Origin of the sequence: Acinetobacter sp. BY419, from assembly GCF_019038395.1 — a bacterium.
Taxonomy (GTDB): Bacteria; Pseudomonadota; Gammaproteobacteria; order Pseudomonadales; family Moraxellaceae; genus Acinetobacter.
Window position 1 is genome coordinate 1 of record NZ_JAGFXZ010000044.1, and the last position, 22818, is coordinate 22818.

19 protein-coding genes and 1 pseudogene are annotated in these 22818 nt (G+C 42.7%); 11 read left to right on the forward strand and 9 right to left on the reverse strand.

The window, feature by feature from the left end; all coding sequences use genetic code 11:
- From KUG37_RS13445 to KUG37_RS13455, 3 genes are all read right to left on the reverse strand, one after another.
- Positions 1 to 1030 (reverse strand): carotenoid oxygenase family protein (locus KUG37_RS13445; RefSeq protein ID WP_216940571.1); only part of this gene is annotated, 1030 nt, incomplete at its 3' end.
- A gap of 143 nt (positions 1031 to 1173) precedes the next feature.
- Positions 1174 to 1491 (reverse strand): NGG1p interacting factor NIF3, encoded by a 318-nt coding sequence (locus KUG37_RS13450; protein ID WP_216935431.1) that lies wholly within the window; start codon positions 1489 to 1491, stop codon positions 1174 to 1176.
- A 17-nt stretch (positions 1492 to 1508) separates the two neighbouring features.
- Positions 1509 to 2390 (reverse strand): LysR substrate-binding domain-containing protein, encoded by an 882-nt coding sequence (locus tag KUG37_RS13455; RefSeq protein ID WP_216937126.1) that lies wholly within the window; start codon positions 2388 to 2390, stop codon positions 1509 to 1511.
- Positions 2391 to 2560: 170 nt separating this feature from the next.
- Between KUG37_RS13455 and KUG37_RS13460 the strand changes: the two genes are divergently transcribed.
- Complete coding sequence (locus KUG37_RS13460) at positions 2561 to 4303, forward strand: FAD-dependent monooxygenase (protein ID WP_216937125.1); 1743 nt, start codon at positions 2561 to 2563, stop codon at positions 4301 to 4303.
- 14 nt (positions 4304 to 4317) lie between these two features.
- Here KUG37_RS13460 and KUG37_RS13465 read toward each other — a convergent pair whose 3' ends face one another.
- The 4 genes from KUG37_RS13465 to purL form a co-directional block, all read right to left on the reverse strand.
- Positions 4318 to 5076, reverse strand: a complete 759-nt coding sequence (locus KUG37_RS13465; protein WP_216940573.1) for an abortive infection family protein — start codon at positions 5074 to 5076, stop codon at positions 4318 to 4320.
- A gap of 76 nt (positions 5077 to 5152) precedes the next feature.
- On the reverse strand, positions 5153 to 5278 hold the full coding sequence (locus tag KUG37_RS14780) for a KGW motif small protein (protein ID WP_254202710.1): 126 nt from the start codon (positions 5276 to 5278) through the stop codon (positions 5153 to 5155).
- A gap of 264 nt (positions 5279 to 5542) precedes the next feature.
- Complete coding sequence (locus KUG37_RS13470) at positions 5543 to 5947, reverse strand: hypothetical protein (RefSeq protein ID WP_216937123.1); 405 nt, start codon at positions 5945 to 5947, stop codon at positions 5543 to 5545.
- A 260-nt stretch (positions 5948 to 6207) separates the two neighbouring features.
- Positions 6208 to 10041 (reverse strand): phosphoribosylformylglycinamidine synthase, encoded by a 3834-nt coding sequence (purL, locus tag KUG37_RS13475; protein ID WP_216940576.1) that lies wholly within the window; start codon positions 10039 to 10041, stop codon positions 6208 to 6210.
- A gap of 1309 nt (positions 10042 to 11350) precedes the next feature.
- Here purL and KUG37_RS13480 point away from each other — a divergent pair.
- The 5 genes from KUG37_RS13480 (at position 11351) to ruvB (ending at position 16616) form a co-directional block, all read left to right on the forward strand.
- Positions 11351 to 12988 (forward strand): sodium:proline symporter, encoded by a 1638-nt coding sequence (locus tag KUG37_RS13480; RefSeq protein ID WP_216937121.1) that lies wholly within the window; start codon positions 11351 to 11353, stop codon positions 12986 to 12988.
- An 11-nt stretch (positions 12989 to 12999) separates the two neighbouring features.
- The gene (locus tag KUG37_RS13485) at positions 13000 to 13131 is read left to right on the forward strand and encodes a putative transporter small subunit (RefSeq protein WP_216937120.1); all 132 of its coding nucleotides are present in this window, start codon (positions 13000 to 13002) and stop codon (positions 13129 to 13131) included.
- Positions 13132 to 13328: 197 nt separating this feature from the next.
- Complete coding sequence (locus KUG37_RS13490) at positions 13329 to 14669, forward strand: deoxyguanosinetriphosphate triphosphohydrolase (RefSeq protein ID WP_216937119.1); 1341 nt, start codon at positions 13329 to 13331, stop codon at positions 14667 to 14669.
- A 117-nt stretch (positions 14670 to 14786) separates the two neighbouring features.
- Positions 14787 to 15389, forward strand: coding sequence for a Holliday junction branch migration protein RuvA (gene ruvA, locus KUG37_RS13495; protein WP_216937118.1), 603 nt, complete (start codon positions 14787 to 14789; stop codon positions 15387 to 15389).
- 219 nt (positions 15390 to 15608) lie between these two features.
- Positions 15609 to 16616 carry a Holliday junction branch migration DNA helicase RuvB gene (gene ruvB / locus KUG37_RS13500; RefSeq protein ID WP_216937117.1) on the forward strand — a complete coding sequence of 336 codons (1008 nt, stop codon included), beginning with the start codon at positions 15609 to 15611 and terminating at the stop codon, positions 16614 to 16616.
- Between the two features lie 85 nt (positions 16617 to 16701).
- Here the strand turns inward: ruvB and KUG37_RS13505 are convergent, their stop codons facing one another.
- Both KUG37_RS13505 and KUG37_RS13510 read right to left on the reverse strand, forming a co-directional pair.
- Positions 16702 to 17247: a hypothetical protein gene (locus KUG37_RS13505; protein WP_216937116.1), complete on the reverse strand. Its 546-nt coding sequence runs from the start codon at positions 17245 to 17247 to the stop codon at positions 16702 to 16704.
- Positions 17248 to 17522: 275 nt separating this feature from the next.
- On the reverse strand, positions 17523 to 18752 hold the full coding sequence (locus tag KUG37_RS13510; protein WP_216937115.1) for an acetamidase/formamidase family protein: 1230 nt from the start codon (positions 18750 to 18752) through the stop codon (positions 17523 to 17525).
- Between the two features lie 384 nt (positions 18753 to 19136).
- Here KUG37_RS13510 and KUG37_RS13515 point away from each other — a divergent pair, with 384 nt between their 5' ends.
- The 5 genes and pseudogenes from KUG37_RS13515 to KUG37_RS13535 all read left to right on the forward strand — a co-directional run.
- Complete coding sequence (locus KUG37_RS13515; protein ID WP_216940578.1) at positions 19137 to 20480, forward strand: amidohydrolase; 1344 nt, start codon at positions 19137 to 19139, stop codon at positions 20478 to 20480.
- A 267-nt stretch (positions 20481 to 20747) separates the two neighbouring features.
- Positions 20748 to 21155 (forward strand): tol-pal system-associated acyl-CoA thioesterase, encoded by a 408-nt coding sequence (gene ybgC, locus KUG37_RS13520; protein ID WP_004645668.1) that lies wholly within the window; start codon positions 20748 to 20750, stop codon positions 21153 to 21155.
- Between the two features lie 27 nt (positions 21156 to 21182).
- Complete coding sequence (gene tolQ, locus KUG37_RS13525) at positions 21183 to 21881, forward strand: protein TolQ (RefSeq protein WP_216937114.1); 699 nt, start codon at positions 21183 to 21185, stop codon at positions 21879 to 21881.
- Positions 21881 to 22330 (forward strand): protein TolR, encoded by a 450-nt coding sequence (gene tolR / locus KUG37_RS13530; protein WP_216937113.1) that lies wholly within the window; start codon positions 21881 to 21883, stop codon positions 22328 to 22330. The genes tolQ and tolR overlap by 1 nt, the downstream gene beginning before the upstream one ends.
- A gap of 3 nt (positions 22331 to 22333) precedes the next feature.
- Positions 22334 to 22818 (forward strand): annotated as a pseudogene (locus KUG37_RS13535) (protein TolA); the annotation flags it as partial.

Genomic DNA, 22818 nt, shown 5'->3' on the forward strand with positions numbered 1-22818 from the left:
CTTGCTCGAAAATAAAACGCTCCAGTCGAATATCCTGAGCCTCAATCGGTCCCTGTATAGAATTGACTAATGCTTTGGAGTGAATTACGGCATCCATCACTACATCGCCAGTATTCAGGTCATACGCATTTACGGTATGAAAAATAAAACAGGGATCAATCTCATACCAGCGAATATCAGCCACTTTACCGCCAAAAGGTAATACTCCAATACGTGCCTGCCGTTTGGGATTCCATTGATATGGCAGCATTGAACCCTTTAACAGACTGCGTACCGAGAATTTTACATTCAGATCCAGAATCAGCACCTGAGATTTGGTAATGGCACAATCGTGAATCATCGGGCCATGTTTTACTGGTATTTCGACCTGATGTTTCAACTTTCCTTCTGAATCTATTTGCAGATAAAAAACTTTATTCTGAGTTAAAGCATCATAACAAACCGCATGAATATCACCGGTTTCAGGATCAATATGCGGATGAGCAGTAAAGGGTAGATCCTGATCATTTTCAAATAAATGATGCCGTTTTGACTCCAGTGCAGCATTCAGTTCAACTGGATAAGCCCCCGCTTCTACCAGCGCCCAGATTTTTCCGGCGAAGTGGATGACGTTGGTATTGACAGCATCCGCAACACCTCGCGATTTACCGGGAATTTGTGGCCGATGAAGTTTTTTCTGTACACTGGCAGAGCCAATATAACTACTTTTATACCAGTGTGCCTTGCCACCTTTGAGTCTGAGCGCATGCAGCATGCCATCGCCCGTAAACCAATGATAGTTGCGTGGGTTTTTGACTGTGATAGGATTTGGACCAATCCGCATCAGTGCGCCATCCAGTTCTGCAGGAATCTGTCCTTCCACCCTTAAATCTGTAAAAAAGTGTTCCTGTCGTTGCGGTGCAAACATACCTTCCAGGTAAGGGTTGTCATGCGAATATGGAATGCGCTGATGCAGGATTTCTGTACCATACTGGATAGATTTGCTGAGAGTATTTTTAAGCATGCTGTTCAGCAGTTTTGGCCACTGCATTGTAATTATCCTTATTGTATTTTTTCTTTGGATTATTCTGGCAGAGATTATAATAACAAAAGCCATCTGGCTATTTTCTGAATCTAGACTAACGGCGCGTTAAATCGAACACGCCGTAGTAACAGAACGTCAAACTTATAATTTTAGACCTTGATATCTAAAAGCTGAATAAACTCAAAGGCTGGCTCTTCATAAGGATGACTTTCCTTGAGAGCCTTGGCGACCTCGACCGCCTTTTCATCAGGCACCAGAATTTCTACCCGCCATTCTTCAACCTGTTCTAGTTGACCTACTTCACCAATATGAGGGTTGGCACCTTCTTGTGGCTTAAACTGCCCGGTTCCTAAAACCTGCCAGGCACAGTTCGTATATTCACCAATGCCGCCTGCCCCGGCTACAAATATTGCATTCTTGGTGTCTTCCAGGTTTTCATCCGGTACGTAATAAATCAGCTTTAACATGTCTTCCTTCCTGGAGTTCAGATACTGCTCGTATTGTTAAGGGCTTGGGTAATAATCTTTAATGCAGGATTTTGAGAATTCTTGTTAAATGTTGCATATAAATCCAGTTTTGGCAGCATCTGATCCGTCTGGATGATTTTTACATGATCATTCAGGAAACGTAGTAAATATTCGGGGGCAAAACTAAAGCCCATTCCCATATTGGTCAGATTGATGTGTTGCAAAACATTGGTCACCCACAGCACCTGCTCGTGTTCAAGCTGATCGATGCAGAGCAGTTTATCCAGCTTTTCATAAAATACGGGGGAAGCATTCTGCTCACACATAATTATATTATGGTTTTTTAGTTCCTGTAGTTTCAGTACCCGATTTAAAGGATGTAAATACTGAGCGGCAACCAAATAAATTTGCTCGGTTAATAAATGAATATTGTCAAAATCTGGATGATCCAGATGAAAGCGGGTAATACATAAATCCAGTTCAGCATTTTTGAGTCGCTGAATCTGTTCCATACATGTCAAACTGTGCAAGTGAATTTTTAGGTCCGGTATGGTTTTTTTAAGCTGGGCCAATATCTGTGGCATGACTTTAATTTCTGCTACATTCAAAAAGCCAATATGAATCTGATTGTTTTTCTGCTGTGCCACCTGGCGTGCTGCTGCCACTGCCAGCTTGGCATTTTCCAATGCTTTTTCAGCATAGACCTGAAAAGCTTTTCCTTCATCGGTGAGTCTGATTTTTCTGGATGAGCGGTCGAACAGGATGACGCCTACTTCCTGTTCCAGATCTTTAATTTGTTGGCTTAATGATGGCTGGGCTGTAAACAGTTTTTCAGCAGCCTTGGTAAAACTTTGTTGCTGTGCCACAGTCATAAAATAGCGTAAATGTCGAAGTTCCATCGGCTGTCCGGTTGCTGATCAGGTCAGCATCTTAAGATTATGAACCCGGTATTGTAAATAAGAATAGATCTATAGTTTATATGAATATGCATATATCAACGGATTCAGTTTGACTAGACTACATGTCTATATAGATGGCTTGTTCTTCACGCATATACATGGAGTCTTGTATGACACAGCATTATGACACTGATGTCCTGATCATTGGTACCGGCCCTGCAGGTTCAACATTGGGTCTGGCCTTAGCCAATTATGGCATCAGGGTACAACTGTTTACCCAGTTTAACTGGCTGGCCAACAGTCCGCGTGCTCATATTACCAATCAACGTGCCATGGAAGTATTGCGTGATCTAGGCATCGAAGAGCAGGTCAAGGAAATCGCAACACCCTGGGAGCAAATGGGCGAAAGCCTGATTACTACCAGTCTGGTTGGCGAAGAAATTGCCCGCTTAAGTGCCTGGGGCACGGGTGATGAACGTCATGGCGATTATATTAAGGGCAGTCCATGTCCACTGGTCGATCTGATTCAGCCGAAAATGGAAGCCTTGCTGGTCAAAAATGCTGGCGAGCGTGGTGCGATTTATAATTTTAATACTGAATATTTATCGCATGTTCAGGATGAAGATGGTGTAACAGCTACGTTCCTGAACCGGATTACCCATACAGAATTTAGTTTGAGAGCCAAGTACCTGATTGGTATGGATGGTGCCCGCTCAAAAGTGGTTGAACAACTCGGGCTTCCACTCGAAGGTGTAATGGCGCGCGCAGGTACAGTTTATGTGACCTTTAAAGCGGATCTAAATAAATACGTTCAGCACCGCCCTGCCATTCTGCAATGGATCGTCAATCCTGAAGCAAGCTTTGGTGATCTCGGCATGGGCTTATTACGTGCCATTACTCCCTGGAATGAGTGGATTATGGGTTGGGGCTTTGACATTTCTAAAGGTGAGCCACAAGTCACTGAAGAACAGGTTCGAGCACGTCTGAATACATTTGTTGGCGCTGAAGTAGAAGATGTTGAAATTCAAAAACTATCCTACTGGTATGTAAACCAGACCTGGGCGACTGAATATTCTAAAGGTCGCGTGTTCTGCGGCGGTGATGCCGTACACCGTCATCCACCTTCAAGCGGATTAGGTTCAAATACCTGTATGCAGGATGCTTTTAACCTCGGCTGGAAACTGGCATATGCAGTCAAAGGTTGGGCCGCACCTTCCCTGCTGGATTCATATACAGCTGAACGTGCACCTGTGGGCAAGCAAATTGTCACACGTGCCAACCAGTCGCGTTTTGACTATAAGCATTTAAAAGAAGTATTTGGTTTTGACCAAGGCATCACAACACAAAAACAGATGCTGGAACGTATTTTTGCCGAAGATGAACACGGTGCTGAAATTCGCCAACAGCTGTTTGAAGCATTGGAAATTAAAAACTTTGAGTTTAATGCCCAAGGTGTGGAACTGAATCAACGCTATCGTTCAAATGCGGTGATTAATGAAACGGGACCTGAAATCTTTGAGAAAGATGAACAGCTTTACCTGAAAGCCTCGACTCGTCCAGGTGCCAAAGTACCGCATACCTGGCTAATTAATGCTAAAGGTCAAAAGCAATCAACTTTGGATATTAGCGGTAAAGGCCGTTTTACATTACTGACAGGTCTATCAGGCAAAGGCTGGAAATTGGCTGCCGAGGCTCTAGCTTTACCTTATTTGGATGTAATTCAGGTCGGTTCACGTGAGTATCGTGATGTGTATGGTGCCTGGAATGCCAAGTCTGAAGTTCATGAATCAGGTGCAGTACTGGTTCGTCCAGATGGCTATGTGGCTTGGCGCTATCAGGACAGTACCAATGCATTGTTTGATTATGAAAATACCTTGAAAGCAGTGTTAAAGCAGATTCAGTTAGATGTTTAAAAACGAGGAAAAGATCACCTTTGGGTGATCTTTTCTAATGATTCTTTTTTAAATCCCCAAGTTGTAAATAAAAAAACTGCCATTGTTCCTGCCAAATTTACTGCCAGTTCTGCATGCCTAGAAGATGGCTTCACGTTAACTTTTCCTTGTCCATGTGCATCACCAACTTTATTCCTTAAAGCACCTAATCCTTCAACAATTGAACTACAACCACCTAAAATTTGTTTAAACACTTGTTCTGTATGCTGTGACGGTGACAAATTTAATTCTTTACTGACCAGCCTATATAATTGATTAATATCTGGGCTATTTCCATAATCAATTTCTAACTCATCAAGAATATGTTTACACGTTGATTCTATAAGAGTTCGAGCAAGTGTGATTGCACCTTGTGGATCATCTAGTCTACGTTCAAGCGCTTTATCCCACGTTGTCTGAATATAAGTAGAGTCTAATTTTAAAATAGTATCCTTAATCACATTATCTAAAGGTGCAACATTTGATTTTTCAAAAAAATCAAATGAAGGCTGAAATTCTGTATATATAAAAGTTCTTCTATCACTGTAATTATCAGATTTCGACTTTATAAATTGCCAAAATTGATCAAGATTTCTAGAGGTTTTTACCATAGAAGGTAAAAATTTTTGGCTTGTTGAATTAAGCATATCATTTCTTAATTGCTGATATTGTTTATCATCACTTTCTTGATGCTTATGTGTTGCTCTTGCAAGCAAAATATTTTGGCTTAATTCTAATTTTTCAACTTGATCCATAGTTTTTATAAAGTTGCCATCATTCTTTTTATTGTATAGATAAAAACCACCTTTCGGTGGTTTTTAAACCTAAACATCAAGAACCCTGCATCAAATAACTGCCCACAACGAACAATACTTGTAGTCCTACAACAATACCAAACAACATCCAGCCTTTCTGACGCATTGCCGCTTTATCCATTATTCTAAGTGTCTTTGTCATGTCATCACCTCATACTTGAGAATTGATACTGAACTGTTCCATTCTATCTTTTGTTTATAGTGCAATAAATTTGTGCATAAAATATACCATAGCACTTTATATACAATATAAAAGCAAAATCCAAACCAAGTTCAGTGAGAGAAGTAAAATTTAAAAAACAAAATGCCACCGAAAGGTGGCACTTGATAAAGATATTCTAAATAAAAAGCTTTAAATTATCTAGCGATAAGCATTGCTAGCGGGTGGTCGTATCCACGTAAAATATTAGCAAGCGCGCCAAAATGGCCCTGGGAATTCACAGTTAAATGGTGAGTTATTAAACCAGCCTGCATCGGTATCCCATTCCAGTTCTGCCAGATTCAGTTGTTGCTGCTCGTTATAGGCTTTAAATGCCATATTATAACATGACTGGAAAGTTGGATTATTTACACGCGCCTGGTATTGCTGGTCAAATTGGGTGCGTTGTGCTGGAGGAAGCTGGCTAATAGTAGGTAGTTGAGCCATAAGTTTAGCTGCTACAGGGTCACATTGCTGGGCCATTTGTACTTGTAAGGCTAAACGTTTTTTCGCTTTTTCTTGTGCACGCTGTGCTTTTTGTTCGGGTGTCATCGCACAGGCAGCTAGAAATACACAAGTCGCTGTTAAACAAAATAGATTTATTTTTTTCATCTTGTGAATCCTCATGGTTTTTTAATTTTTCGAGTATTAACAGATAGCTTACTCTTCTCATTTCTTTTTATATTTATGATTCTTAATAGTCTTATGGTTAATTTGTAACCTGACTATATAAATTCAGTAGAATAATCAACGAATAATCCTGCACTCTTCAAGGTACTAATCTGACATTTCAGGTAGATTTTATTCTAAAAGTAGATCTCTCCATAAAAAAGGGCCGCTTTCGCGACCCTTGTTTTTACATTTAGAACAGATTAACCAATAAACTTGCGCGCATTACGGAACATACGTAACCAGGCACCGTCTTGATCCCAGTCTTCTGGTTTCCACGAATGCTGAATCGCACGGAAGTTACGTTCAGGGTGCGGCATCATAATCGTTGCACGACCATCCTGAGACGTTACACCCGTAACACCTTCTGGTGAACCGTTCGGATTCAATGGATATTGTTCAGTTGCATTGCCATGGCTATCCACATAACGCAAAACCACCTGATTCGATGCATTCAGGGCAGCAAAGTTTTCCGCAGTTGCAACGGCACGACCTTCACCATGCGCCACAGCGATCGGTAGAATCGAACCTTGCATATCTTGTAACAAAACAGAATTTGATTTTTCTACCCGAACGTTCACTGCACGTGCTTCAAATACTTCAGAGGTATTACGATGGAAACGTGGCCATGCCTCAGCACCCGGAATCAGCGGAGCCAATTGAGACAACATTTGACAGCCGTTACAGATCCCTAGAGAGAAAGTTTCCTGACGGTTAAAGAATTTCTCAAACTGGTCACGCAATTTAGCATTGAACAATACTGATTTCGCCCAACCACCACCAGCGCCCATTACATCACCATACGAGAAGCCACCACAAGTTACCAGACCTTCAAAATCATCCAGGCTGATACGACCTGCCAGCAAGTCACTCATGTGTACATCAACGGTAGTGAAGCCGACTTTGTCAAATGCTGCAGCCATTTCGATATGACCGTTCACGCCCTGCTCACGCAGAATAGCCATATTTGGACGACGCAGGTTAATGAAAGGTGCTTCAATCGCTTCATTCAGGTCAAATGTTGGTTGGGCGATAATACCTTTGTGTGCTTTATCGGTAATTAATGCAAATTCCTGATCCGCAGTTTGTACGTTGTCACGTAAACGCTGAATTTGATGCGATACTTCAGTCCAGGCCACTTGTAGGTCAGCACGCTCAAGCACCAGACCATTTACAGATAACTGGTCTGAATTGTTTACAGTACCCACAACCTGAATTGCATCTTTAAGCGTAGATGCTGCAACTTCAGCTTCTAGTACTGCCCAATCCGCTTTGCTGATTTGAAGCACTGCACCAATTTCTTCAGCAAACAGGCTTGCCGTTGACTGTTCTTCCAGTGCAACACCCAGCCGTGATGCGAACATCATTTCGGCTACAGTTGCGAGTAAACCGCCATCACCAATGTCATGATAAGCCTTGATCAGACCACGATTGTTCCAGTCTTGAACCAGCGCGAAGAATGCTTTTAAGTCATCAAAGTTATCTACGTCAGGTGTTACTGAACCGATTGCTTTGTAAACTTGTGCCAGAATCGAACCGCCTAGACGGAACTGACCTTTAGACAGATCAATACGAACCAGTACAGACTCAAGATCTTTCAGTTCAGGTGTCAATGTTTTACGTACATCAGTTACAGGTGCAAATGCGGTGATCACGCCTGACATTGGAGAAGTTACTGATTTGTCTTCACCTTCGTCATTCCAGGTGGTACGCATTGACAATGAGTCTTTACCAACCGGAATCGCGATACCCAGCGCAGGACACATTTCCATACCGATCGCTTTTACGCCTTCGAACAGTGCCTGGTCTTCGCCCGGTTGGCCTGCAGCGGCCATCCAGTTTGCAGACAATTTGATGTCGCTGATTTTTTCAATCTTCGCAGACATGATGTTCGAAATTGCTTCAGCCACCGATAAACGTGCAGATGCAGCAGGATTTAACAATGCTACAGGTGGACGTTCACCCATTGCCATCGCTTCACCTGTATAACCCACCAAGCTTGTCGTGGTGACTGCAGCATCAGCTACAGGAACCTGCCAGCGACCGACCATCTGGTCACGTGCCACCATACCGGTAATCGAACGGTCACCAATACTGATCAGGAATGATTTCGAAGCAACTGTCGGATTCTTCAGAACGCGATAAATCGCATCTTTCAAATCAGTGATTTTAGCTGCATCAAAGTCATCGCCTTTACGTTCAATGGTTTCATATGAACGGCTCATACGTGGAGTACCGCCAAGCATGACCTGCATTGGCATATCTACTGGCTTGTTGCCGAACAATGGATCTTCAACGGTTAAGTGACGCGCTTCAGTCGCTTCACCAAGCACCGCAAACGGACAGCGTTCACGCGCACAAATCGATTCAAACAATTCTAATGAACTTGGACGAATCGCTAATACATAACGCTCTTGCGCTTCATTTGACCAGATCTCCATTGGAGACATACCCGGTTCAAGCGATGGAATCTTACGCAGATCCAGTACTGCACCAAGTTCATGGTCATTCACCAGTTCAGGCATGGCATTCGATACACCGCCTGCGCCCACATCATGTACTGACACGATCGGGTTGTGGTCTTCCATACGCCAGCAGGTATCAATCACTTCCTGGCAACGGCGTTCCATTTCCGGGTTTTCGCGTTGTACCGAAGCAAAATCCAGGTTCTCACCCAACTTACCGCTGTCTACTGAAGAGGCCGCACCCCCGCCGAGACCGATCAGCATTGCAGGACCACCCAGCACGATCAATAAATCACCTGGCAAGATTGGATCTTTTTCTACATGATCCGGGCGAATGTTACCGTAACCACCAGCAATCATAATGGGCTTGTGGAAACCTTTAACATCGCCATTGACGTTTTGTTCGAAGGTACGGAAGTAACCATTTAAGGCAGGACGACCAAATTCATTATTGAATGCTGCGCCACCAAGTGGACCTTCAATCATGATTTGTAGCGGCGATGCCATACGCGATGGCTTGCCGTAGTTTTCTTCCCAAGGCTGCTCAAAACCTGGAATGTTCAGGTTGGAAACAGTGAAGCCGGTTAAACCTGCTTTAGGCTTGCCACCACGACCTGTCGCACCTTCATCACGGATTTCACCGCCCGAACCTGTCGCAGCACCAGCAAATGGCGCAATTGCAGTTGGATGGTTGTGAGTTTCCACTTTCATCAAGATGTGAGCAGCTTGGCTCTTGTATTTATAAACTTGCTGGCCGTTGTCTTCTTTGGTTGGATAAAAACGCTGAGTATCCGAACCGACAATCACTGAAGCATTGTCTTTGTAAGCCGACAATACATCTGTAGGTGATTCTTTATAGGTGTTCTTGATCATCTGGAACAAGGACAGTGGCTGAACTTCACCGTCAATCGTCCATTCAGAACCGAAGATTTTATGACGGCAGTGCTCAGAGTTCGCCTGTGCAAACATCATCAGTTCGATGTCATTCGGATTACGACCGAGCTTGGTAAATGCTTCAGTCAGGTAATCAATTTCGTCCATCGACAATGCAAAACCAAACTCGTTGTTGGCTTTTACCAGTGCATCTTTACCTTCACCCAGAATATCAATCGAGTTTAGTGGTTTTGGTGCCGTTTCAACAAATAGTACCGCAGCATCTTCAATTGCATTGAATACGCTTTCGGTCATACGGTCATGCAATACCTGTTTGACTTCATTTGATACGTCTTTTAGACCCTTCAAAGTAAATAAAACGCCGCGTTCTAAACGATGAACCGGCGTATTACAGTTTTTGAAAATGTCCGTTGCTTTAGAGGACCAAGGCGAAATGGTTCCTACACGTGGTGTGACTAAAATTTGGATTTCATCACTTGCAGCTTGGTGCAATTCAAAAGATTGACCATCGTTGAGAAGCTGTAAAGCTGATTGCTGTTGTTGCTCGCTGAGCGCTTGGTCAAAGAGGTAGACCCATTGACTTTCAACTGATTGAACAGAACTAATTGACGTCAAACGCGATAATAGTTGAGTTTTCTTAAAAGAAGAATGTGCGGGTGCACCGGCAACGATAAACATGCTGTTTTTGGCTCCACGGGATGGTCTGAACAACCATGCCACAATGTGACTTGAGAGAGCGCATATTCTACTGTGAAATAAGGAAATCGGCTAGATGCCAAATCAGAAAACTGTAGCTGAAATACCCTGGACTTTTAAAAAATTTTGTTTATTTTCAGGCAGGAAAATTGAATGTAGTCGCACAGGTTATCACATTTTTTTAAAGAAAAATCAAAACCGGTTCAGAATAATTTTATGCGTAAAAATTGTATTATTTTTCAACAACAATCGACACAAATGCTGCTTCAGATTTTATGCCTATAACATGTCAAACCGCCAATTTAAACCAGGCTGAATTACTTAATGAAAAGCCTTACATAAAGACATATTTTTTTGCGGACGGTCTTTGTCAATTATTTGGGCTGACTTGCGACTTTAAGAACTGAGAAAAAACAGTTTGAGAACTTCGGCCTTTATCAAACATAGAGATAAGTTCTGATCTCTCCCCTTAGAGAGCGAGAGGACGTAGATTACTCACCCTAATAAGCAAGAAATTAATATGGTATATTACTTTAAAGTGGAAATAAGCTAGCCAAATATTAAAAATCCATTCCCGTATTCCAAAATAATAAAAATAGAATCTTTTATTCTGTTTATCCATTTTTCCATATTGGATGTGTATCTTCTCAGTAGTTTTTCAAGAACAACCCCCAGTTTAACCCGACTAAATATTATATCGAAAAATCCAACTATCAACCCTAATCCATTGAAATAAAATAATTTAAAAACAACTTTTGAATTACTTATATTCTGCTTAAAACAGCATAAATTAATAGAGAACCATCCATAGAATTTATCAAAAATAATTACACTGCATTATAGGATTAATGTGAAAAAATAATGAAGAAAGGATCAATATTAAAATTTTGTTACTTTTTTATTTTATCTATGATTTCAGGCTCTATTCAAATCATAAAATTTACAATAAATAGCTGTAATTCTTAAAAAAATATGAGAGAGATACAATTTTATTCAAGTATAACCACAACCACAATAGAAGCCTATATCAGCCAAAAACCTTACAAAACAGTTAGTTCATCAGTAAATCTGATGATTTTATGTTAATCTCTGGCCGACTTACTGAGTAAATATCCAAATTTTGACCCTGGCAATCGCCCTCTTTTCTGCTGTAGATATGAATATAAATTTTATATTCGGATATTCACTTTTTATGTTCTACAGCTTCACTGCTCTGTCTTTTTTAGAGCCTTAATCTGTCACCAATGATTTAATTTTCAAAAACAAAAGGTGACCCGCTTAAGGAGTATGTATGTTTCAATTCACTAGTACAGCAACTGTACTATTGATGGTGCTTTTCTATGGCATCACCTTTTTATTGTCGTTACGCATTAAACAGAAAAATGAAAATGTCGATGGCTACATGGTCTCGAATGGCTCCATCGGCTATGGAATGTCTGCGGCCAGCATGACCGCCACCTGGATCTGGGCTGCCTCATTCTATGCAGCGGCTTCATCTGGATATACATACGGTGTTTCCGGTGCCTTGCATTATGGCTTGTGGGGCGCGCTGATGATTTTATTTATCTATCCTTTCGGCAAACGCTTTCGTGAACTGGCACCCAATGCACATACCTTGGCAGAAATCATGCATGCCCGGCATGGCAACCAAAGCCAGATGATTCTGGCAGGTTCCAATATTGTCGGTAGCATTATCAGCCTGATGGTGAACTTTACTGCAGCAGGTGCACTGGTTGAAATTTTATCTCCTTTAAGTTTTATCCATGGTGTGTTGATTACCGGCATCGGTGTGTTGTCCTACACCCTCTGGTCGGGTTTTCGTTCCTCGGTCTTTACCGATTTTGGTCAACTGGTGGCAATGATTGTCGCGGCTGTAATCATTATTCCAACCTTGTTCTTTACCTTAGGCGGGCCCTCCCTGTTTCAAAACGGGATTCATCACCTGCAGCCGGAACAACTGGATTTTTTCTCTAAAACAGCCTTTTTGGAACAAGGTGCGCCGTTTTTTGTAGCGGTATTGGCCTACGCCATTGGTAACCAGACCATTGCCCAGCGTTTATTTGCAGTGCGCGAAGATCTGATCAAACCAAGTTTTATTACTGCAACCATTGGTTATGCTGCAATTGTCATTGGTTTAGGCATGCTGGGATTACTGGCGCTATTTGCAGGTATTCAACCGATTGATGGCAACCTGAATAACCTGATTCCACAAATGGCAGCGACTTATCTTTCTCCATTTATGGTCGCGCTGTTATTTATTATGGTGATTGGAGCGCTCTCTTCTACTGCTGACTCGGATCTGTCCGCCCTCTCTGCGATTGTCATGACCGATATCTATGGCAAACAGATTGCAAAAAACCGTCCTGATCCAAAAAAAATGCTGTTGATTGGCCGTCTGACCATGATTATTGCCACCATGATCGGAATGGTAATCGCCACCTTGAAGTTTGACATTTTATCGATGCTTATTTTTGTCGGCGCGCTTTGGGGTTCTATTGTGTTCCCGGTGATTGTCAGCCTGTACTGGGACAAAGTGAGTGCCCGTGCCTTTAACTGGTCGGTAGGCCTCGCATTTTGCAGCTTTTTGATCGTACGTTTTGAATGGATTCCGATTCAGGGATGGACTGCAGTTGGCTTTGAGCTGGTTGCGACTCTGGGCATTGGTGTGGTGCTAGGTCTGATGACCTTTGGTTTCTTCGGTAAAAAAGTGGGCTTGGTCGTTGGCATATTGGCCAGTATTGGTTTCATGCCATGGACCCTCGGCTTCTTACGTGAATATGGCACATTATTAAGCTCGCTGACTGCTTATGGCAGTAGTGCGCTGGTATGTACTGTATTAACCCTAATCTACAGTAAAGAACGATTTGATTTTAAACAAATCAACAAGATGGTGATTGAATTTCACCAGCTATCTGAGAAAAGCAAATAAGGAGATTTCAGATGACAAGTCAATTATTGACCCTATATGTACTTTTTTGGCCGTTGATTGCAAGCCTAGTCTTGTTCACGATTTGCCTGAATGTCTATAAAGATGCGCAACAAGCAAAGGAAAATGGTGAAGAACTGGTTTGACTCTTCACTGCACAATAAAAAGCCGGCCATTTGGTCTGCTTTTTATTGTGCAGTTTATGGTCACAACTTTTTAATTTGCAGTCTTTTCCAGCTTACTTAAATAATGCCATACAGCATGACAATTCATGTCGCACGACCCTAGTGCCAGAGCTGGTTTTTTGGCATGATGCACTTAGCAAAGAATTGAATAATGATAAATGACTCAAATGCGTTGGTTAGAACTTCTTTCGACAGTTCGGATTGGTAGTAAAAAGCAAAGTACTGAACTGGCACGCAGCCCATTTCACAAAGATTATGATCGCATTATTTTTTCGCAAAGCTTCCGGCAGCTCAACCGTAAAACTCAGGTTCATCCATTAACCCAGCACGATGGCATTCATACCCGCTTAACCCATTCGCTGGAAGTTTCCTGTATTGGCCGTTCACTCGGAATGCTGGCTGCCGAAAAAATCAAAGATAATTTACCTGCCTGGATTTCTCCGGCCGATGTGGGCGCCATCATTCAGGCTGCCTGTCTGGCGCATGATATTGGCAACCCGCCTTTTGGTCATGCCGGTGAATATGCAATTCGGGAATGGTTTGACGATGCCTCCCATACCGACTTTTTAAAAGACTTGAGTCCTGAACAGGAAGCCGATGTACGCCAGTTTGAAGGCAATGCTCAAGGCCTGCGCCTGCTGACCAAGATTGATTACCATCCATATGATGGCGGTATGCGCCTGACCTATGCCACCCTCGGTGCCTATCTCAAATACCCGTGGCTCTCTGAGGCCATTGACCCGACCGGCAACACTCCTGCCAGCGGACGTCCCAAATTTGGCTGCTATCAGTCTGAAAAACAGATTTTGCAAGAAATTGCTGAACAACTGGGTCTGATCCAGCTCGGTGAATATCATTACTGTCGTCATCCGCTGACCTATCTGTTAGAAGCGGCGGATGACATCTGCTATGCGCTGATTGATCTGGAAGATGGCATCAGCCTGAATATGCTTAGTTATGCCGAAGTCGAGCCAGTCTTCCTGAACTTGCTGGGAGAATATGGCACGCCTGAAGAAATCAACATGCCTGACACTACCTGGCAACAAAAAATTGCTGCCTTACGTGGCCGGGTCATGAAACGTCTGGTAGATGAAGTCACCACGGCCTTTGCCCGGCATCAGCAGGAAATTTTGATGGGTCAACTGCAAGGTTCATTGCTGGGCTACTGTAGTGCCGATATTGAGATGGGCATTAACCGGGCCAAAGAACTGGCGCGTGACAAAATCTTTGAACATCCGCAAAAAGCCGGTCTGGAAATTATCGCGCATCAAAGTTTGCAAACTGTTCTGGATGCCTTTATTCCACTAACCACGCCGCATAAAACCTTAAGCTTTAAGGAACAGCGTTTGATGGCCATTTTAAAACGCTCTGGTGCGCATTTTAGCGCGGATCACTATGACAATATCATGCAGGTGCTGGATATTGTCTCCAAGTCTTCTGATCATCAGGCCTATAATCTGGCGCAGGAACTGCATGGCAATAAAGCAGGGTTACTCTAATGCGAGAAAATACCTGATGATAATCTCAGCAAAATCACTCGATTTGAATGATAGAGTTTTGCCTTTATCGAAAATGCTGATTACTATGCCTGTATTAAATTTGAGTATGTATAAAAAATGATTGGATGCCTGATTGGGGAAGTGCTGGCGCTTGAAGCACCGACTGTCTTATTAAATGTAAACGGCGTGGGTTATGAGATTGACACGCCTTTAACCACTTTTTGTCAGCTACAAAAAGGCCAGAAAATTACCTTGTGGACCCACCTGACTGTGCGTGAAGATGCACAATTACTTTATGGTTTTATTAATGCACAGGAAAAAACCATTTTCCGCACCTTATTAAAGGTAAACGGCGTTGGTCCAAAAATGGCGCTTGGTATTCTTTCGACTTTAAGTGTGGAAATGCTGATTCATACTGTTGAAAATGAAGATATCAACACCTTGGTTAAAGTTCCCGGTGTTGGCAAGAAAACTGCAGAACGCCTGATGATTGAATTGCGTGACCGCTTTAAAGCCATGGCTTCTGGTCATGCACCAACGAATTCTACTGCACCACAGATTCAGTTTATGGGCAATTCAGCCGTGGCTGAAGCGGAAGCTGCTTTACAGTCTTTAGGCTACAAACCAGTGGAAGCCCAGAAACTGGTCAATGCAGCTAAAGGTGATTTTACTGAAGCCAGTGATATTATCCGTGCTGCATTAAAGTCGATGAATCGTTAATACTTATTTAAATACTCGCTGATAATTTAAGAGAAGAAGGCAGCATGGATCCTGCCGCAGAAATATGGCATAGGATGTGCCATATTTCTGCAAAGGGTTTTGTTACTTTTGCCCAGTCAAAAGTAAGAGCATGCCGACTCAATGGCATAGAAATTCCAAGAGCATTTTGAGGCTATGACTTTATTCACCTCAAATAAACCATAGAGATTAACTCAAAAGATGCAAGACCGTCTCATCAGTGGTTCTGAAAAACCAGAAGATCATTTTGATCGCGCCATCCGCCCCACCTCCCTCGATGACTATATTGGTCAACCTGTAGTCCGTGAGCAAATGGAAATCTTTATTGGTGCCGCACGTGGCCGGGGTGAAGCACTCGATCACACGCTGATCTTTGGTCCACCCGGTTTAGGTAAAACGACGCTAGCCAATATCATTGCCCGTGAAATGGGCGGCAGCCTTAAATCGACTTCAGGTCCTGTACTTGAACGTGCTGGTGATTTGGCAGCCATGCTAACCAACCTTGAAGAAGGCGATGTGCTATTTATTGACGAGATTCACCGTCTTTCACCCGTAATTGAAGAAATCCTCTATCCGGCGATGGAAGATTATCAACTCGATATTATGATTGGTGAAGGTCCCGGTGCACGTTCGATTAAACTGGATTTACCACCGTTTACGCTGGTTGCTGCCACCACCCGTGCAGGCTTGCTGACTTCACCCCTGCGAGATCGTTTCGGAATTGTGCAGCGTCTCGAGTTTTATTCTGTAGAAGACTTGACCCATATTGTGAAACGTTCAGCAAACCTGATGGATGTTCCTATGACCGGAGATGGCGCAAAAGAGATTGCCCGTCGTGCGCGGGGAACACCTCGTATTGCCAACCGCCTATTGCGTCGTGTTCGAGACTATGCTCAGGTCAAAGGTAATGGTGAAATCAATCAGGATATGGCACAGCGTGCTTTGGACATGCTTAAAGTGGATAAAGATGGTTTAGATACTTTAGACCGTCGTTACCTGTCAATGTTACTTGAACGTTTTGATGGTGGCCCTGCCGGTGTTGAAGCTTTGGCAGCAGCCATGGCGGAAGACTCAGGCACTTTAGAAGATGTGATTGAGCCGTATCTGATTCAGCAAGGTTATGTGATGCGAACTGCACGTGGTCGTATTGCCACGAATATGGCCTATTTACAGTTTGGGTTGACACCACCTGAACCGAAAGAGAAGTGATTTATAAGGGAGATTTATTCTCCCTTTAGTCTTCTGATTTCCTGTACGAGATATTGATGTAAAACTATTGAGACACTATCAAACTCTATAGAAAAATATATAATTTTTGATCAATATGATTTTCATCCTTTTCAAGTTCCTTACGTATATCCCAAAGTGTATCGAGAAGACTTTTCAGTTTGACCTTAATATTTTTATGAGATTCATAATTTTCATAATCTAAAAATAGCCCTATAATTTGGTGATAATTTGCAACTCTAAGATTGTATTTCACCATCTCATCTATTAGTTTTTCACGATCTAATACATTAATTTTCATTGTAATAGAAGAATTAAATTCTATTAAACACGTTAAATAGTCTGTAATAATTATGCGTATTTTTTCTATCTCTGAAGTTTTATAAGCATACTGAAGTTCATTATTTTGAAGTATTTTTTGTTGATCAAAGAGTTTACTGTTTAAATCTATTGCCGATTGCTCTGATACCTTAATTTGTTCAATAACTATTTTAAAAGACATTTCTGTTAATTTAAAACTCTTTCGCCCATACCAAATTGTAATTATTGTTGCTGAGATTCCCAATATAAAAGCAACTACCATTGCAATGACAAAAGACCAAATCGCTGTCATGTCTGTCGAATGATTGAGATCAAGTTCAATTTCTTATTTGGACTTTCGACAATACTTGCAGTTTGTACTAAAGACTGTTTTGGCACTATCCACGGAAGCTGAATCATCACTTCATTATTATTTTCTTGTGCCAAATCTTAACCCCAAATATTTAACCTGAATCTATAATCATCACATTCTAAACATTTTCAAAGTATCACAAAAGAAAAAACCAACTGACCATGTCTAATCAGTTGGCAAAAGCATAAACTTGATATTTTTATTTTAAAGTAGTTTTATTTTTCTTCGTTTTTAAACTCCTTAAAATCTGCCTTACGAATCATCGCGTGAATACCTTTTGTTTTATCTACGACTTGCGACACTTCAAAGTCTGTTGCTGCACTTAAATAGGCATAGGCAATTTCTTCCGAAATTCCATATTCATTGACCAAAAAGCGAATCGCTTCACGTGTCGATTTACGCATAGCTTCATCCAGATCCTCATCCAGACCCGGTGTAATCCAGAACTCGGCATTTTCACCCAAGGGCTGACTTAATGATTGTCCCGGAATCTTGTCCTTACCTGCTTTTAACACTGAAATTTTAAAGGTTGCCCGTGCCGAACCTTCCAGTGCAGTTAAAGCGACTTCCCCATCGCCCTGAACAAAATGACTATCTCCCGTATAGAACAACGCACCTGGTACCAGTACCGGAAAGTAAGCAGTTGCTCCTGCGCTTAAGTCATTAATATCAATATTACCTCCATAAAAAGACGGCGGAACAGAATGTACAGGTTCACTGGTATTGGCTGCTACACCCATAGTGCCCATAAATGAATTGAGAGGAAAACGAATCGCCTTACCTGATTCGGTTTTCAATACGCCCTCCCAGACACCATCGGCATTTTTTTCAATCGGTGTAAAAATGGACACATTGCCATAGGCATCAGGGTTTGCAGGAGATGCATGCTCATGTTTGGCGCGTTTAGGAAATTCAGGCAAGGTACCTTTACCATGACGGTTTGAAATCACCCCATAAGGGACACGTGGTTCAACCTTCAAAATCTCAACTTTTAAAATATCTCCCGGCATTGCACCTTCTACATACACCGGGCCGGTAATAATATGTGGACCATCTTTATGAAAGTCATGTTTCAGCTTTGAGCCGGTAATCAGCTTCGCTTCAGGCAGCACATGTTCAGGTTCCACCCCTTTTGACGTGAAATATTTTTCAGCATCCCGCCCCTGATCTTCCAGTAAGCCTTCATGTGACACCGTATCAAATGTTACCGTGCTACCAGATGAAACCGTCAGGACTGGTTTTGCATCTTTATTTGGCAGATAGCCCCAGGTAATCGTATTTAAGGTACTTGGCACATAATAGTGACCTTTATATTCACCACTTTTGAGTAATTTTGGCTTATTTTCTAGCTGTTTCATTATCTTAAAGTCTTCAGCCCATAGGCTCATAGAAATAAAACTTAAGCTTGAGGCCATTGCGAGTGATAAAGCCAAAGGTTTTAACATGTGTTCAAATTCCATCATAAAAAACAGTATGGAATAACGATTGCAATATGAGTGCCAAAAAGCTGCCAAGCTGCTTAAAAAACATCCTCTTAATTTTAGTAGTGGGTATACATCAGATTGATGATCCTATTTTTAAGGGTTTGTATTAATGATCCTTCAATTTATGTTTCTCATACCTTTAACATATAAAAATTAATTTAAGATACATAATTTTACAATGTAAAAGGCTCAATAAAGCCCTTTTAGAACAAGGCTTAATAAGCAATATACCTTTTAGGTATTGATTGGATACTTAGAGGGTTTTGGTCGAATTTAGATCAGTATGCCATCCTAAAGAATCACTTTAACCATTTCAAATTCTTAAGGTTCTCCCAAAGTATGAACATGTATAAGCAGATATCCCTTTGTCTCCCTCTTCTTTTCTGTAGCCAGTTCAGCTTGGCCGACTGGATTGATGATTCTGTACAAGCTGCTGAAGCACACACCATCAAATTACGCCAGCATATCCACCAACACCCGGAACTGGGGAATATGGAATTTAAAACCTCGGAGCTGGTACAAAAAGAATTAAAATCCTATGGCATTGAAGTGCGCAAAGGCTATGCCAAAACCGGTGTGATTGGTGTCTTGAAAGGTGACAAACCGGGTCCAGTCATGGCGCTACGTGCCGATATGGATGCTTTACCGATTCAGGAAACAGCACCGGTATCATTCGCCAGCAAACAAAAAGCCATGTATCAAGGCAAGGAATCCTATGTGATGCATGCCTGTGGTCATGATGCGCATACTGCCATGTTGCTTGGTGCAGCCAAAGTTCTGGCTGCCAATAAAGGTAAAATTACTGGTACGGTGGTGTTTGTGTTCCAGCCAGCCGAAGAAGGCGGTGCAGATATTGATAACTTCACCCAGGGTGATCAGATTGGCTCACGCAAAATGATTGCCGATGGCGCCCTGAAAAATCCAAAACCTGAAGTCATTTTCGGCATGCATGTAATGGCAGGCATGCCAAGTGGCAATATCTTCTACAAAGAGGGTGCAATTTTAAACAGCGCCGATCATTTACGTATTCAGGTGAATGGCAGTCAGGTGCATGGCTCTATGCCTTGGGCAGGTAAAGATCCGATTTATGCCTCTGCCCAGATGGTCACCAATTTACAAAGCCTGGTCAGCCGTAAAGCCGATCTGACCAAAGGGATGGGCGTGGTCAGTATTGGCAGCATTCAGGGTGGTACCACAGGTAATGTCATTCCAGATCAGGTGAATATGGTCGGCACTATCCGTTCCAATAGTGAAGATGTGCGTCAGGGTATTTTAAAAGACTTGCCGAAGATGATGGAACATAATGCCGCAGCCAATGACGTGAAGGTCAAAGTCGAAATTGCACCGTATGCCCCTGTAACCACCAATGACAAAACCTTGACTCAGCTGATGCAGCCCACCTTAGCCAAGATTAATGGTGAAGATAAACTGCATGTTCTGGAAAACAATGCCAGTGCCAGTGAAGACTTTGCTTACTATGGTCAGCTCATGCCGTCCCTGTTTGTGTTTGTCGGGGCCACACCGGCCGATCAGGATCCGGCAAAAGCCGCACCGAACCACAATCCAAATTTCATTGTCGATGATGCAACCTTAAAAACCGGCGTTGAAAGTCATGTCCGTTTTATTCTGGATTATCCAAAAGTGGCTGAACAGGTTCAGGCCAACTGGAAACATAAAAACCAGCACTAATTCACGTTCTATAAAAATATGCGGGTACACAGGCTCGCACATTTCATTATCGCCACTGTTTCATAAATGAGCTGTTAAGTGCTCTACTCTTCATCTTGGTCGCTTCTATTCAGATTTGACACCTTGTGCCATTGGTCTCAAAACTCAAAATGCTAAACTTTGACCCGCTAAATTGCTTGACTTTTGGCAGGAATCCGGCAAATTCTAAGCCTTATCCTGCATCTAAAAACAAGCAAAATTTCTCGAAAATCTGCATGGAACAAAACTATGGCGAATCACTTTGAATTCAATATCCGCGTTTATATTGAAGATACTGATGCGGGTGGCATTGTCTATCACGCCAATCATATTCGCTATATGGAACGTACCCGTACCGAATGGTTACGTGCCGCTGGAGTGAGCCATTACTGGCATCAGACCGACTATAATTTTGTGGTGCATAAAATTAATGTCAAATACATGCGTCCAATCCTGATGGATGATTTAATTACTGTTACAGCACGTGTCATTTCATGTAAAGCTTCATCATTTGTATTGCAACAAAATATTTATCGTGGTGAAATCATGCTTGCATCAGGTGAGGTTGAGTTGGCATGTATCAGTGCAGAGATGCGACCACGTCGACTCCCGGATGAAATCCGCGAACTAATTCAAAAAGAATTGGAACAAGACTAAAAAAATCTATTGGCACACGTAACAATTATGGCGACTCAGTTAGAATCATCTCTTCAAGTTTCAGATCTTATTTTACAAGCAAGCCCTGTCGTACAACTGGTGATGCTTTCTCTCCTGTTAGCCTCAATATATAGCTGGTATCTGATTGCCAGACTATATATGAGTTATAAAAAAGCCCAGGCCGATGATGAACATTTCCAGAAAATCTTCTGGTCTGGCGCCGAGTTGAACACCCTGTATAACAATGCGCAACTCAATTCTAAACGCACTGGCCTTGAAGATATTTTCTATCAGGGTCTGGGTGAATTCCTGAAATTGAAAAAACGCCATGCTCCGACTGCCCAGTCGATTGAAGGAACAGAACGTATTCTGCGCGTCGGTTTGAGCCGTGATCAGGGTCATCTGGAACAAGGTCTGGGTGCGTTAGCGAGTATTGGTTCGGTCGCACCTTATGTCGGTCTGTTCGGTACCGTCTGGGGCATCATGAATGCCTTTATTGGTCTGGCAGATGTGGATCAGGTGACGCTGGCGACAGTCGCACCCGGTATTGCCGAAGCGTTGATTGCGACTGCGATTGGCCTTTTTGCCGCAATTCCAGCTGTATTGGCTTTCAACCATTTTACTGCCAAAGGCGAAACAGTTTACTCTGACCGGGCGCTGTTTGCCGAAGAAATGTTGGCGCTATTACAACGTCAGTCTGTGGGCGCAATTCAGGACAAAGACTAATGGCGATTCAAGGTTCAGGACGCTTTCAGCGTATTAAAAAGCCACTGAAAAGTGACATGAATGTCGTGCCGTATATTGATGTGATGCTGGTACTTCTGGTGATCTTTATGGTCACTGCCCCGATGATCACCAGCGGCATCAAGGTCGACTTACCTCAGGCCAATGGATTGCCAATCGAATCCAAGGATGCCCCGACCATTGTCACGCTAAAAGAAGATGGTTCATATTATCTAGAACATAAAAATCAGGCGACTGGCCCGGTCACGCTGGAAGAATTGACGCGTACGCTTGTTGACGCCCAGACTCAGGCGAAAAATGACAACAAGGTACTGAATGTCGTGATCAATGGCCACAATACCCGCCCTTATGGCGATGTCATGGCCTTGATGTCCAGCCTGCAGGATGCCGGCCTTTCTCAAGTCGGTTTACTGACCAAGCCATTAGAATAAAGTATGAAAGATTATAAAAAGCCGCCATTTCAGAACAAAGCCATCGCGATTGGATTCACTTTAGGAATTCATGCAGTGGCTTTGGTGGGCTTACTTTATCTTGGCATGAGTAAACCCCCTGAACCACCAAAACAGATTAAAACCGTCCTGATCAAGCCGGAAGACCTCAAACCGGTGACTCGTGAAGAAACCGAATTTGAGGAAACTGCACATGACAATGTCGCCGAAGAAATCACTCAAACGGCAGAACCTAGTATAGAGCCAGCTCCTGTCATTCCGACAGCAGCACCTGCCGTAGCTGCTGCTCCACCTGCACCAAAAGTCGATACACAAAAAGCCCAACAGGAATTCAAAGCCGCAGAGGCAGCACAAGCCAAGGCAGCACAAGCCAAGGCAGCACAACAAGCGGCCGAAGCAGCAAAACGTGCTGAAGCCGCCGAACAGGCCAAACAGGCAGTGGCCAAAGCTAAAAATGATGCAGCGGCTAA

Bases quoted from the DNA above. Each gene is read 5' to 3' on its own strand.
- ybgC (WP_004645668.1), top strand. From the start codon at position 20,748: ATGGCGAATCACTTTGAATTCAATATCCGCGTTTATATTGAAGATACT.
- KUG37_RS13470 (WP_216937123.1), bottom strand. From the start codon at position 5,947: ATGAAAAAAATAAATCTATTTTGTTTAACAGCGACTTGTGTATTTCTA.
- KUG37_RS13505 (WP_216937116.1), bottom strand. From the start codon at position 17,247: ATGACAGCGATTTGGTCTTTTGTCATTGCAATGGTAGTTGCTTTTATA.
- KUG37_RS13515 (WP_216940578.1), top strand. From the start codon at position 19,137: ATGTATAAGCAGATATCCCTTTGTCTCCCTCTTCTTTTCTGTAGCCAG.
- KUG37_RS13490 (WP_216937119.1), top strand. From the start codon at position 13,329: ATGACTCAAATGCGTTGGTTAGAACTTCTTTCGACAGTTCGGATTGGT.
- KUG37_RS13460 (WP_216937125.1), top strand. From the start codon at position 2,561: ATGACACAGCATTATGACACTGATGTCCTGATCATTGGTACCGGCCCT.
- ruvA (WP_216937118.1), top strand. From the start codon at position 14,787: ATGATTGGATGCCTGATTGGGGAAGTGCTGGCGCTTGAAGCACCGACT.
- KUG37_RS13485 (WP_216937120.1), top strand. From the start codon at position 13,000: ATGACAAGTCAATTATTGACCCTATATGTACTTTTTTGGCCGTTGATT.
- purL (WP_216940576.1), bottom strand. From the start codon at position 10,041: ATGTTTATCGTTGCCGGTGCACCCGCACATTCTTCTTTTAAGAAAACT.
- KUG37_RS13465 (WP_216940573.1), bottom strand. From the start codon at position 5,076: ATGGATCAAGTTGAAAAATTAGAATTAAGCCAAAATATTTTGCTTGCA.
- KUG37_RS13510 (WP_216937115.1), bottom strand. From the start codon at position 18,752: ATGTTAAAACCTTTGGCTTTATCACTCGCAATGGCCTCAAGCTTAAGT.
- KUG37_RS13455 (WP_216937126.1), bottom strand. From the start codon at position 2,390: ATGGAACTTCGACATTTACGCTATTTTATGACTGTGGCACAGCAACAA.
- KUG37_RS14780 (WP_254202710.1), bottom strand. From the start codon at position 5,278: ATGACAAAGACACTTAGAATAATGGATAAAGCGGCAATGCGTCAGAAA.
- ruvB (WP_216937117.1), top strand. From the start codon at position 15,609: ATGCAAGACCGTCTCATCAGTGGTTCTGAAAAACCAGAAGATCATTTT.
- KUG37_RS13480 (WP_216937121.1), top strand. From the start codon at position 11,351: ATGTTTCAATTCACTAGTACAGCAACTGTACTATTGATGGTGCTTTTC.
- tolR (WP_216937113.1), top strand. From the start codon at position 21,881: ATGGCGATTCAAGGTTCAGGACGCTTTCAGCGTATTAAAAAGCCACTG.
- KUG37_RS13450 (WP_216935431.1), bottom strand. From the start codon at position 1,491: ATGTTAAAGCTGATTTATTACGTACCGGATGAAAACCTGGAAGACACC.
- tolQ (WP_216937114.1), top strand. From the start codon at position 21,183: ATGGCGACTCAGTTAGAATCATCTCTTCAAGTTTCAGATCTTATTTTA.